This is a genomic window from Xanthomonas sp. NCPPB 1067, assembly GCF_020783795.1.
GTDB lineage: Bacteria > Pseudomonadota > Gammaproteobacteria > Xanthomonadales > Xanthomonadaceae > Xanthomonas > Xanthomonas melonis.
This window is the reverse complement of record NZ_JAJGQG010000006.1, coordinates 106,136-118,634: the sequence shown is the minus strand read 5'-3', so window position 1 is coordinate 118,634 and position 12,499 is coordinate 106,136. Positions and strand designations below refer to the sequence as shown.

Genomic DNA, 12,499 nt, shown 5'->3' with positions numbered 1-12,499 from the left:
GGGGCCGGTCAGAACCAGCTGTCGAACCAGGTGGAGACGGCATTGGACAGGCAGCCGGCGATTGCGTCGGCAGGCAGGCTGAGACACTGCAACTGCTGTTCACCGGTTGCCTTGCCCTGCTCGATATCGAAGGATTGGGCCGATGCACTCGCGACCGCGCCCATCATGACCAGACCACCAAGGATGGAAAGAACGGTTTTCATTTGCTTGCTCCTGGATTCGCCGCTCGATTGCGACAGGACCCTGGATACGCAGGCGTTGTTGGGAACTGTTTAATGGTGTTTTCTCCCCGTTAAGACGGCGCTCCCACATTTACGAGAGGTTCACCCTGATGCGTTTGACCGCCAGTGCGATTGCCGAACAATTTGGTCTGACCGTCGTCGGCGATAGCGCCGTCGAAGTCAGTGGTGTCGCCACCCTGGCACAGGCCGGCGCCGGACAACTGAGCTTTCTGTCCAATCCGCGCTACCGGCCGCAATTGGGTCAGAGCCAGGCGGCCGTGGTGGTCCTGCGCGCCGAGGATGCGCCAGATGCGCGCGGCACCGCGCTGGTCGCCAAGGACCCGTACACCGCGTTTGCCAAGATCGCCGCGCTGTTCGACGTAGCGCCGTTATGCGCGCCCGGCATCCATCCATCGGCGGTGATCGACCCCAGCGCACAGATTTCGCCAACCGCGCATATCGGCCCGTTCGTCAGCATCGGGGCGCGCAGCCGCGTGGGCGATGGCTGCGTGATCGGTACCGGCAGCATCATCGGCGAAGACTGCGTGGTGGACGACGGCAGCGAACTGCTCGCGCGCGTCACCCTGGTGACCCGGGTGCGACTGGGCAAGCGCGTGCGCATTCACCCCGGCGCGGTGATCGGTGCCGACGGCTTCGGCCTGGCGATGGATGCTGGCCACTGGATCAAGGTGCCGCAGCTGGGTGGGGTGGTGATCGGCGACGATTGCGAGATCGGCGCCAACACCTGCATCGACCGCGGCGCGCTGGAAGACACCGTACTGGAAGAGGACGTGCGCGTGGACAACCTGGTGCAGATCGCGCACAACTGCCGCATCGGCGCTCACAGTGCGATTGCAGGCTGTACCGGCATCGCCGGCAGCGCCAAGATCGGCCGCTATTGCCTGCTGGGCGGGCATGTCGGCGTGGTCGGTCATCTGGAAATCTGCGACAGGGTCGTCATCACCGGCAAGTCGGTGGTGCGCAATTCGATCCATGAGCCGGGCGAGTATTCGTCCGGCACCCCTCTCACCGACAACCGCACGTGGCGCAAGAATGCCGCGCGCTTCAAACAGCTCGATGCATTGGCAAGACGCATCCTGGCTATGGGCAAGGAGAACGCATGAGTCACCCCGTTTACGAACTGCCGATCGACGTCAATCAGATCAAGACGCTGATCCCGCACCGCTACCCGTTCCTGCTGATCGACCGGGTCATCGAGCTGGACCTGGAGGCCAAGCGCATCGTCGGGCAGAAGAACGTGAGCATCAACGAGCCGTTCTTCCAGGGCCACTTCCCCGCACGTCCGGTGATGCCGGGCGTACTGATCATCGAGGCGCTGGCACAGGCAGGTGGCGTGATGACCCAGCTCGGCCTCGGGCGCGATGCGTTGTCCAAGCTGTTCTATATGGTCAAGGTCGACAATGCCCGCTTCAACAAGCAGGTGGTGCCGGGCGATGTGCTGATCCTGGACGTGCAGATGAAGCGCCTGATCCGCAACATGGGATGCTATTACGGCGAAGCCAAGGTCAACGGCGAGGTCGTGGCCAGCGCCGAGATCATGTGTGCCGGCGCCAAGGAATAATCCGTTTTCTGGAGGTGAGACACGATGCGTGATCAAGCACCCTTGATTCATCCCACCGCCGTCGTCGACCCATCGGCGCGGCTGGCCGACGATGTCCGCATCGGCGCGTTCTGCCTGATCGGCGCGGACGTGGAGATCGGCGCAGGCACCGAGGTGGGCCCGCATTGCTCGATCCACGGCCCGACCCGGATCGGCCGCAACAACCGCTTCATCGGCCACGCGGCGATCGGTGGCGAGCCGCAGGACAAGAAGTACGCCGGCGAACGCACCGAACTGGTGATCGGCGACGGCAACGTGATCCGCGAGTTCGTCACCATCAACCGCGGTACCGGCGGCGGCGGCGGCATCACCACCGTCGGCAACGACAACTGGATGCTGGCTTACACGCACGTGGCGCACGACTGCCATGTGGGCAACCACTGCGTGTTCTCCAACAACACCACGCTGGCCGGCCACGTCAGCGTCGGCGACTACGTGATCATCAGCGGCTTCGCCGGCGCGCACCAGTTCTGCCGCATCGGCGCGCACGCCTTCCTGGGCATGGGTGCGCTGACCAATGGCGACGTGCCGCCGTTCACCATGGTCGGCAGCGATTCGTTGGGCCGCCCGCGCGGCATCAACAGCGAAGGCCTCAAGCGCCGCGGCTTCGATGCCGAACGCATCACCGCGATCAAGCGCGCCTACCGCACGCTGTACGTGGCCGGCCTGCCGCTGGCCGACGCCAAGGCGCAGCTTGCCGAACAGGCCAGGGACAGCGAAGACGTGCGCGGCATGCTGGAATTCATCGAAGCGGCGGAACGGCCGTTGCTGCGATGAATACCGGGACCGGGGACCCGGGACCCGGGACCCGGGAAAAGCAGAGCACAAACGCAGTTGCTGTTCCGGGTCCCGGGTCCCGGGTCCCGGGTCCCCGCATCGCGCTGATCGCCGGCGAAGCCTCTGGCGACATTCTTGGCGCGGGACTGATCGCGCAGCTGCGGCTGCGCTATCCGGATGCCGAATTCGTCGGCATCGGCGGCGATGCGATGCGCGGGGCCGGCTGCCAGACCTGGTTCGATGCCAGCGAACTGGCGGTGATGGGCCTGACCGAAGTGCTGCGCCATCTGCCACGCCTGCTCAAGCTGCGCAGCGCATTCCGCGAGCGCGTGCTGGCGTGGAAGCCGGACGTATTCATCGGCATCGACGCGCCGGACTTCAATCTGCCGGTGGAGCGCTGGCTCAAGCAGCGCGGCATCAAGACCGTGCACTACGTCAGCCCGTCGGTGTGGGCCTGGCGCGAGAAGCGTGCCGAAAAGATCGGTGTCAGCGCCGATCTGGTGCTGTGCCTGTTTCCGATGGAGCCGCCGATCTACGCCAAGCATGGCGTGGACGCGCGCTTCGTCGGTCACCCGATGGCCGACGACATCGCCTACCAGGCCGACCGCGAGGCGGCACGCGCCGCGCTGGGCCTGTCCGCCTCCAGTACCGTGCTGGCGGTACTGCCGGGCAGCCGGCATGGCGAAATCAGCCGCCTCGGCGATACCTTCTTCCAGGCCGCCTGGCTGGTCTCCGAACACCTGCCGAACCTGCATGTGCTGGTGCCGGCCGCCAACCCGGGCTGCAAGCAGCTGCTGGCCGAGCAGCTGTCGCGCTCGTCGTTGCCGGTGATGCGCTCGCACCTGCTCGACGGTCAGGCGCGCACCGCGATGCTGGCCGCCGACGTGGTGCTGCTGGCGTCGGGCACCGCCACGCTGGAAGCGATGCTGGTCAAACGCCCGATGGTGGTGGGCTACAAGGTCGCGCCGCTGACCTATCGCATCGTCAAGACGCTGGGCCTGCTCAAGGTCAACCGCTATGCGCTGCCCAACATCCTGGCCAACGACGACCTCGCCCCGGAACTGATGCAGGACGACTGCATCCCCGAACGGCTGTGCGTGGCCCTGCTGGACTGGTTCAAGCACCCGGAGAAAGTCGCCGCCCTGCAGCCGCGCTACCTGGCCCTGCATGCCGAGTTGCGCCGCGATGCGTCGGCACGGGCAGCGGATGCGGTCGCAGAGCTGGTCGGGACCCGGGACCCGGGACCCGGGACCCGGGAGGCAGAAAGTCCCCTATGAAAGCGGTAGAGGCAGCGCTGACGCTGTTCCCCGGGTCCCCGGTCCCGGGTCCCGGGTCCCGGCTCTACGCTGGCGTCGACGAAGCCGGCCGTGGCCCGCTGGCCGGGCCGGTGGCGGTGGCGGCGGTGGTGTTCGACCCGCGCAAGCCCCGCATCAACGGGCTGGACGACTCCAAGCAGCTCACGGCCGAGCGGCGCGAGCAGCTATATGCACGCATCGTCGACCGCGCACTGGCCTGGTCGGTGGTGCTGATCGACAGCGAAGAGATCGACCGCATCAATATCTACCAGGCCACCATGCTCGGGATGCGCCGCGCAGTGGAAGGGGTGGCACACGTGGCCGGCTTCGCACGCATCGACGGCAACCGCGTGCCCAAGGGCCTGCCCTGCCCGGCCGAGGCATTGATCGGTGGCGACGCGCTGGACCGCGCCATCATGGCCGCCTCGATCGTGGCAAAGGTGACGCGCGACCGGCTGATGCACGAACTGCATACGCGGCACCCGGAATATCGCTTCGATCAGCACAAGGGCTACAGCACCCCGGTACACCTGGCCGCGCTGCAGATCCACGGGCCATGCCCGCAACACCGGCGCAGTTTTGCGCCCGTGCGGTTGGCGTTGGAAAGCCGGGAGAGCCGGGAAGGCCGGGACCCGGGACCCGGGACCCGGGACCCGGAACATCTGCAAGTGGGGCAGCTGGTGGCGCCGCTTTAGAGGTCGGGACCCGGGACCCGGGACCCGGAACAGCTGCAAGTGGGGCAGCTGGTGGCGCCGCTTTAGAGGTCGGGACCCGGGACCCGGGACCCGGGAATCGGGACTCGGGACTCGGGACCCGGAAGAGCAACAGCACAGCAGCAGCAACAGCGGGTGGCGTCCCGCCACGTATTCCCGCTTTTGCTTTTCCGGTTCCCCGGTCCCGGATCCCGGCTCCTCAAGCTTTTGCTTTTCCGGGTCCCCGGTCCCGGGTCCCGGGTCCCGCCGCCCACCTGTCAAGCCTTGTTCCGTCCCGCCCCCGCCGCTACCCTGCCCGGGCATCGTTCTGGTTCCGCATGTCCACTTCCCGCTTCGTCCATCTGCACGTCCACACCGAGTTCTCGCTGGCGGATTCGACCATCCGTGTGCCCGAGAAACCGGATCAGGCCGACCCGAAGAAGGCCAAACAGGCCAATCTGCTGAGCCGCGCGGTCGAACTCGACATGCCTGCGCTGGCGGTCACCGACCTCAACAACCTGTTTGCGCTGGTCAAGTTCTACAAAGCCGCCGAAGGCGTCGGCATCAAGCCGATTGCCGGCGCCGACGTGATGATCGCCACGCCGGACATGACGCCCTGGCGCATGACCCTGCTGTGCCGCGACCGTGAGGGCTACCTGAGCCTGTCGCGGCTGCTCACGCGCGCCTGGATGGAAGGCCATCGCCCCGAAGGGGGCGTGGCGATCCATCCCGAATGGCTGCAGGCCGGCCACGCCAACCTGTTCGCCCTGGCCGGCCGCGACAGCCTGGCTGGGCGCCTGTTCGCCGAAGGTCGTGCCGACCTGGCCGAGCAGCAACTGGCCGACTGGCAGCGCGTATTCGGCGATGGCCTGCATCTGGAGCTGACACGCACCGGGCGCGAGGGCGAAGAACGCTTCAACCAGTTCGCCCTGCATGCCGCCGGCGTGCGCGGGCTGCCGGTGGTGGCCAGCAACGACGTGCGCTTCCTGTATGCCAGCGACTTCAATGCGCACGAGGCACGCGTGTGCATTTCCTCCGGCCGCGTGCTGGACGACCCCAAGCGCCCGCGTGAGTACAGCGATCAGCAGTACATGAAATCCAGCGAGGAGATGGCGGCACTGTTCGCCGACATCCCCGACGCGATCGACAATACCCACGCGCTGGCGCAGCGTTGCAATATCGAGATGCGCCTGGGCACCTACTTCCTGCCCGCCTACCCGGTGCCGGAAGACGAGACCCTGGACACCTGGATCCGCAGCCAGTCGCGGCAGGGTCTGGCCGCACGCCTTGAAAAGAACCCGATCGCCCCGGGCAAGACCCGCCAGGACTACGTGGACCGGCTCGAATTCGAGCTGGACACCATCATCAAGATGGGCTTTCCCGGCTACTTCCTGATCGTGGCCGACTTCATCCAGTGGGGCAAGAACCAGGGCATCCCGATCGGCCCGGGCCGCGGTTCCGGTGCCGGCTCGCTGGTGGCCTGGGCGCTGCAGATCACCGACCTGGACCCGCTGCCGTACAACCTGCTGTTCGAGCGCTTCCTGAATCCAGAGCGCGTGTCGATGCCCGACTTCGACATCGACTTCTGCATGGACCGGCGCGACGAAGTCATCGACTACGTGGCGCGCAAGTACGGCCGCGAGCGGGTCAGCCAGATCATCACCTACGGCACCATGGCCGCCAAGGCGGTGGTGCGCGATGCCGGCCGCGTGCTGGGCTTCTCGTACGGTCTGGTGGATAGCGTCGCCAAGCTGATCCCCAACATCCTGGGCATCACGCTCAAGGACGCGATGGGCGAAGGCAAGGATTCGGAGATGGCCTCGCCGGATCTGATCCAGCGCTACCAGGTCGAAGACGACGTGCGCGACCTGATGGATCTGGCGCGCCAGCTCGAAGACCTCACCCGCAACGCCGGCAAGCACGCCGGTGGCGTGGTGATCGCGCCCGATCCGCTTTCCGAGTTCTGCCCGCTGTTCGCCGAACACGACGAGGACGGCCGCGGCAAGAATCCGGTCACCCAGTTCGACAAGGACGACGTCGAAGCAGTGGGCCTGGTGAAGTTCGACTTCCTCGGCCTGCGCACGCTGACCATCATCGATTGGGCGGTCAAGGCGATCAACGTGCGCCATGCGCGCGCCGGCATCGATCCGGTGGACATCACCGCCATCCCGCTCGACGACGCACCGACCTACAAGGGCGTGTTCGCCTCCGGCGCCACCGGCGCGGTGTTCCAGTTCGAATCCTCGGGCATGCGCCGCCTGCTCAAGGACGCGCGCCCGGATCGCTTCGAAGACCTGATCGCGCTGGTGTCGCTGTACCGCCCGGGCCCGATGGACCTGATCCCGGACTTCAACGCGCGTAAGCACGGCCAGCAGGAGATCGTCTACCCCGACCCGCGCACCGAAGTCATCCTGAAAGACACCTACGGCATCATGGTGTATCAGGAGCAGGTGATGCAGATGGCGCAGATCGTCGGCGATTACTCGCTGGGCGGCGCCGACCTGCTGCGTCGCGCGATGGGCAAGAAGGTGCCGGCCGAAATGGCCAAGCACCGCGAGATCTTCCGCGAGGGCGCGGCCAAGGGCGGCGTCGGCGCGGCCAAGGCCGACGAAATCTTCGACCTGATGGAGAAGTTCGCCGGCTACGGCTTCAACAAGTCGCACGCCGCCGCGTACGCGCTGGTCAGCTACCAGACGGCCTGGTTGAAACGGCATTACCCGGCCGAATTCATGGCCGCCACGCTGTCTTCGGACATGGACAACACCGATAAGGTGGTGGGCTTCCTGGATGAGGTGCGCAACCTCGGCCTCAGCGTCAGGCCGCCGCGCGTCAACGAGTCGGCCTATATGTTCGAGGCGGCCAGCCCGGACACCATTCAATATGGCCTGGGCGCGATCAAGGGCGTCGGCCAGGGCGCCTGCGAGGCGATCGTCGAAGAACGCCAGCGCGGCGGCCCGTACACCACGCTGCTGGATTTCTGCACGCGCGTGGGCACCGCAAAGCTCAACCGGCGCACGCTGGAGGCGATGATCAATGCCGGTGCGATGGATGGCCTGGGCAAGAACCGCGCCTCGCTGATGCTGCAACTGCCCGAGGTGATGAAGGCCACCGAGCAGATGGCGCGCGAGCGCGCTTCTGGCCAGAACTCGCTGTTCGGCGGTCCGGATCCGGGCGCACCGGCGATGCGACTGGACCTGCCCGAGAGCAAGGAATGGCCGCTGGGCCAGCTGCTGAGCGGCGAACGCGAGACGCTGGGCTTCTATCTCAGCGGGCATCCGTTCGACCCGCATCGCGACGACGTGCGCGAGCTGGTCGGTTGCGACCTGGGTGCGCTGGAAAAGATCCTGGCCTCGCAACAACGTGGCGGCGGTGGAGGCGGCGGCGATGGCGAAAAACGCGCCTGGCGCCCGGAGGTCAGCGCCATCCTGGCCGGCCAGGTGGTCGGCGTGCGCCGCAAGGGCGACAGCCAGGTGTTCGTGCAACTGGAAGACGGCCGCGGGCGGGTGGAATGCAGCGCGTTTTCCGATGCGATGGCCGAGTTCGGCCACCTGCTCACCCGCGACCGCATCCTGATCGTCAAGGGCGGCCTGCGCGAGGACGAATTCAACGGCGGCTACAGCCTGCGCATCCGCCAGTGCTGGGACTACGAGCAGATCTGCGCCGACCACGCCCAGCGGCTGTCGCTGCGCCTGGACCTGCGCGAGAAACAGGCCTTCACGCGTATCGACGCCTTGCTGGCCAAGCACCGTCCCGGCAAGACCCCCCTGCGCCTGGACCTGCTGCTACGCGCGCCCAGCGGCGGCGTGGCCGGCATGCTCGACCTCAACGGCAACCACTCGGTACGCATCGACCAGCACCTCATGGACAGCCTGCGCGCCGACCCGGCGGTGCGCACGGTGAAGGTCAAGTACAGCCCACCGTGGGCGCAGTGAGGCCGGGACCCAGAAGCCGGGACCCGGGACCCGGGACCCGGGACCCGCAAGAGCTTACGCGGTCCCAAACCCTCCACGCTCAGATTCTGCTTCTGTCTTGCATCTTTGCCTTTGCCTTTGCCTTTGCCTTGCCGGGTCCCGGGTCCCGGGTCCCGGGTCCCGACTCCCGGCTTTCAAGTCCCGGCTCCATCCCAACGCCCCCGTACGGGCCGAAGGCAGCGCTTCAGCTACACTCCCCGCCTTACGTTGACGACGCCACTGCATGAATCCCAACTACCTCGACTTCGAGCAACCCATCGCCGATCTGGAAGCCAAGATCCAGGAACTGCGCAAGGCCAGTACCGGACCTGCGGTCAACGTGGACACCGAGGTGCGAGCGCTGCGCGACAAGCTGCGCGTGCGCACCGCGCAGATCTTCCGCGACCTGTCGGCCTGGCAGGTGTCGCAGCTGGCGCGGCACCCGCAGCGCCCGTACACGCTGGACTACATCGGCACCATCTGCGACGAATTCCAGGAGCTGGCCGGCGACCGCGCCTATGCCGACGACAAGGCGATCGTCGGTGGCCTGGGCCGCATCGACGGGCGCCCGGTGGTCATCATCGGCCACCAGAAGGGCCGTGACACCAAGACCAAGGTGGCACGCAACTTCGGCATGCCGCGCCCGGAGGGTTACCGCAAGGCGCTGCGCCTGATGAAGCTGGCCGAGCGTTTCCGCCTGCCGCTGCTGACCTTCATCGACACCCCCGGTGCCTACCCGGGCATCGGCGCCGAAGAACGCGGCCAGTCCGAGGCGATCGCGCGCAACCTGCTGGAAATGGCCGAGCTGAAGATTCCGGTGATCTGCACCGTGATCGGCGAAGGCGGCTCCGGCGGCGCGCTGGCCATCGGCGTCGGCGACCGCACCCTGATGCTGGAATACGGCACCTATTCGGTGATTTCGCCGGAAGGCTGCGCGTCCATCCTGTGGAAGGACGCGGCCAAGGCCAAGGATGCGGCCGAACAGCTCGGCCTGACCGCCAAGCGGCTCAAGGGCCTGGGGCTGGTCGACAAGGTGATCCGCGAACCCACTGGTGGCGCACATCGCAACCCGGCGCAGATGGGCAAGCGCCTGAAGGCGGTCTTGCTCAACGAACTGGACGCGCTGGAAAAGATCCCGATGGAAACGCTGCTGCAGCAGCGCTACGAGCGCCTGCGCAGTTATGGCGCCTACGAAGGGCACTGATCCGCGTGCACGATGACCGGCCGCGCCATCTGCGCGGCCTCGGAAAGGATTCCTTCGCATGACCCCACTCCTGCTGATCTCGCTGTTGCTGCAAGCCGCCTGCTGCGTCCATGTGGTGCGCAGCGGCCGCCCGCTGTACTGGATCTTTCTGCTGCTGGCGTTTTCGCTGCTGGCGGTGCTGGTCTACGTGTTCGTGGCGGTGATCCCCGATCTGCGCAACGACCCCGGCGCACGCCGCAGCCTCAAGCGCGTGCGCAACACCCTGGATCCGCAGCGCGAACAGCGCGATGCCTCGCGCCGGCTGGACGTGGCCGACACCCCGGAGAATCGCCGCCAGCTCGCCGAGAGCCTGCTTGCTCGCGGCGACTACGCGCAGGCGGCCGAGCATTACCAGGGCGCCTTGCGCGGGCTGTATCGCGACGATCCCCACCTGATGCTCGGCCTGGCCCGGGCGCAGTTCGGACTCGGGCAGGCGCAGCAGGCACGGCAGACCCTGGATGCCCTGATTGCGGCCAACCCCGGCTTCCGCTCGCACGACGGTCACCTGCTATACGCGCGTGCGGTCGAAGACTGCGGCGATACCGATGCCGCCCTGCACGAGTATGAGACGTTGGCGCAGGGCTACCCGGGCGAAGAAGCACGTGTGCGTTATGCACAGCTGCTGCACCGCATGGGCCGTGGCGATCAGGCCAGGGCGGTGTACGAACAGGTGCTGCGGCATGCCGCTGCCTCGCCCAAGCATTACCAACGCGAGCAACGCGCCTGGGTCGATCTGGCACGCAAGGGCCTGCGCGAACTGGACACGGGCGCGTAATCGCACGCTGGCTCAGGCATCACCTCGCGCCAGGCACCGCCACGCGCGCCCCACCTTGGATAGCCCCTCCGCGATCGAGGCGACCACCATGCCCAGAAAGCCCGACATCGAGCCAGGCCTGAAAGCCGAGATCGATCACTTGCTGGCGTTGTCGGCGCAGGCGTTTCGCAGCGGCACCCTGGCCGAATCGCTCGCCCTCGGCCTGCAGGCCTGGGCGCTGATTCCCGAGCCCAAGGAAAGCTGGGACTACTACCCGCAAAGCCTGTCGGCGAGCTTCGTGAAGGACTACGCCGACCTGCACGATGCGGACAACGTGCGCAAGTGGATCGAGGTGATGGCGCGGATGTACGACGACCCGGAACGCACCGACCATCTCGTGCTGATGACCGAAGGCGAAGCGATGCTCCAGCTCGGAGATGACGCACGCGCCTGCGCAGTCTTCGGCAGAATTTACGCGCTGTACGGCAGGAAGGGATTTTCAGCGCACCAGAAACGCTATCTGGAGTTGTATCTGGACCAGGCACGCAAGTGCGAATGAAGCCGCTCCGCCCCGGTGCTGCGCCCCTTCGGCGTACCATCGACGGCGGGCCCTCGCGCATGTCGATGTGCTGCTTCGATCATTGCCGTTGCAGGCACGGCGGCGGCCGCACTTTTCATCGGCGCACTCCGTCACGACGCGCGGTTGACGACCGGATCGCGCTGCTACGCACGCCGCTTCGGTGACGAGCTGCCGCATGCGTCCTGGACCTGCACTCAGAACGGCTTGGCCAGCACCAGCCAGATCACGCCCACCAGCAGCAGCACCGGCACCTCGTTGAACAGCCGCAGCGCGCGGCCGCCGGGCAGCGCGCGGCGTTGGTCCACGCCCTTCAACCAGCGCCCGGCCACGATGTAGTGCGCAAGGATCAAGGCCACCGCGAACAGCTTGGCATGCAACCAGCCGCCGGCCACCATCGTCGGGAAATCGGGAATCACGCGGTAGCCCTGCCACAGCACCGCACCCAGCAGCAGCGCCAGACCGAGCATGCTGTGGCCGAACCTGTACAACCGCCGGCCCATCAGCACCAGGCGCGCGCGCACGGCGGTGTCGCTGCCGGCTTCGGCGATATTGACCAGGATGCGGGGTAGATAAAACACCGCAGCCATCCAGGCGATGACGAACAACAGGTGGAAGGTCTTGATCCACAGATACAAGGTCATGCGCTGGCTCCGCTGGCTCGCGTAGGATGGCCCGCATTTTCACCTATCCGCCGCTACGAAAGCGCATCGGGCATGCACATGCACAACGACAAACAGTACGACGCCGCCTATTTCGCCCGCTGGTACGGCAAGGCCGGCCTGGCCGACCCGGCGCGCCTGCGACGCAAGGTCGCATTGGCCGTGGCCCAAGCCGAGTACTACCTGGAGCGGCCGATCCGCAGCGTGCTCGACGTCGGCTGCGGCGAAGGCGCATGGCGAGCGCCGCTGTTGGCGTTGCGCCCCAAGCTCAGCTACCTGGGCTTCGACAGCAGCGCCTACGCCGTGCAGCGCTACGGCCGCAGCCGCCAGATCCATCCGGCCCGTTTCGGCGACTTCGCCTGGCTACGCCCCTGTGCGCCGGTGGACCTGCTGATCTGCTCGGACGTGCTGCATTACGTGCCCACGCGCGAACTCAACCAGGGACTGCCAGGGCTGGCCGAATTGTGTGCAGGTGTCGCGTTCCTGGAAACCTTTGCGCAGGAGGACGCGTTCGAAGGCGACCACGACGGTTTCCAGCCCCGCCCGGCGCGCTGGTATCGCAAGCGCTTCGGTAGCGTCGGCTTTGCCGCGCTGGGGTCGCATTGCTGGCTGTCGCCGGCGCTGGCAAGCGAGGCCTCGGCCCTGGAGCACGGCTGAGCACCGGAGGCGCGGCCTTCGCCCCGTTTCCTCTGCCCTGACAACCTCAA

Annotated in this window: 12 protein-coding genes; 10 read left to right on the top strand and 2 right to left on the bottom strand. The window is 66.8% G+C overall.

What is annotated here, in order from left to right; genetic code table 11:
* Positions 1–8: 8 nt before the first annotated feature.
* Entirely contained in the window at positions 9–203 is a 195-nt protein-coding gene (locus LL962_RS07080) for a hypothetical protein (protein WP_104588056.1), read from the bottom strand.
* A gap of 128 nt (positions 204–331) precedes the next feature.
* Here LL962_RS07080 and lpxD point away from each other — a divergent pair, with 128 nt between their 5' ends.
* From lpxD to LL962_RS07035, 9 genes are all read left to right on the top strand, one after another.
* Positions 332–1,345, top strand: a complete 1,014-nt coding sequence (gene lpxD / locus LL962_RS07075) for a UDP-3-O-(3-hydroxymyristoyl)glucosamine N-acyltransferase (RefSeq protein WP_104588057.1) — start codon at positions 332–334, stop codon at positions 1,343–1,345.
* Positions 1,342–1,803, top strand: coding sequence for a 3-hydroxyacyl-ACP dehydratase FabZ (gene fabZ, locus LL962_RS07070; protein ID WP_104588058.1), 462 nt, complete (start codon positions 1,342–1,344; stop codon positions 1,801–1,803). The genes lpxD and fabZ overlap by 4 nt, the downstream gene beginning before the upstream one ends.
* A 24-nt stretch (positions 1,804–1,827) precedes the next feature.
* Positions 1,828–2,619: an acyl-ACP--UDP-N-acetylglucosamine O-acyltransferase gene (gene lpxA / locus LL962_RS07065; protein ID WP_104588059.1), complete on the top strand. Its 792-nt coding sequence runs from the start codon at positions 1,828–1,830 to the stop codon at positions 2,617–2,619.
* Positions 2,616–3,896, top strand: coding sequence for a lipid-A-disaccharide synthase (gene lpxB, locus LL962_RS07060; RefSeq protein ID WP_228316417.1), 1,281 nt, complete (start codon positions 2,616–2,618; stop codon positions 3,894–3,896). Before lpxA ends, lpxB begins: the two co-directional genes overlap by 4 nt.
* A complete protein-coding gene (locus LL962_RS07055; RefSeq protein WP_228316416.1) occupies positions 3,893–4,609 on the top strand; it encodes a ribonuclease HII in 717 nt (238 codons plus the stop codon). The genes lpxB and LL962_RS07055 overlap by 4 nt, the downstream gene beginning before the upstream one ends.
* A 335-nt stretch (positions 4,610–4,944) precedes the next feature.
* On the top strand, positions 4,945–8,538 hold the full coding sequence (gene dnaE / locus LL962_RS07050; RefSeq protein ID WP_104588061.1) for a DNA polymerase III subunit alpha: 3,594 nt from the start codon (positions 4,945–4,947) through the stop codon (positions 8,536–8,538).
* A gap of 262 nt (positions 8,539–8,800) precedes the next feature.
* The gene (locus LL962_RS07045; RefSeq protein WP_228316415.1) at positions 8,801–9,760 is read left to right on the top strand and encodes an acetyl-CoA carboxylase carboxyltransferase subunit alpha; all 960 of its coding nucleotides are present in this window, start codon (positions 8,801–8,803) and stop codon (positions 9,758–9,760) included.
* A 58-nt stretch (positions 9,761–9,818) separates the two neighbouring features.
* A complete protein-coding gene (locus LL962_RS07040) occupies positions 9,819–10,574 on the top strand; it encodes a tetratricopeptide repeat protein (RefSeq protein ID WP_104588064.1) in 756 nt (251 codons plus the stop codon).
* 88 nt (positions 10,575–10,662) lie between these two features.
* Positions 10,663–11,112, top strand: a complete 450-nt coding sequence (locus LL962_RS07035; RefSeq protein ID WP_104588126.1) for a hypothetical protein — start codon at positions 10,663–10,665, stop codon at positions 11,110–11,112.
* A 215-nt stretch (positions 11,113–11,327) separates the two neighbouring features.
* Here LL962_RS07035 and LL962_RS07030 read toward each other — a convergent pair whose 3' ends face one another.
* Positions 11,328–11,774, bottom strand: coding sequence for a CopD family protein (locus LL962_RS07030; protein ID WP_104588065.1), 447 nt, complete (start codon positions 11,772–11,774; stop codon positions 11,328–11,330).
* 72 nt (positions 11,775–11,846) lie between these two features.
* Here LL962_RS07030 and LL962_RS07025 point away from each other — a divergent pair, with 72 nt between their 5' ends.
* Positions 11,847–12,449, top strand: a complete 603-nt coding sequence (locus tag LL962_RS07025) for a methyltransferase (RefSeq protein WP_104588066.1) — start codon at positions 11,847–11,849, stop codon at positions 12,447–12,449.
* Positions 12,450–12,499 lie beyond the last annotated feature (50 nt).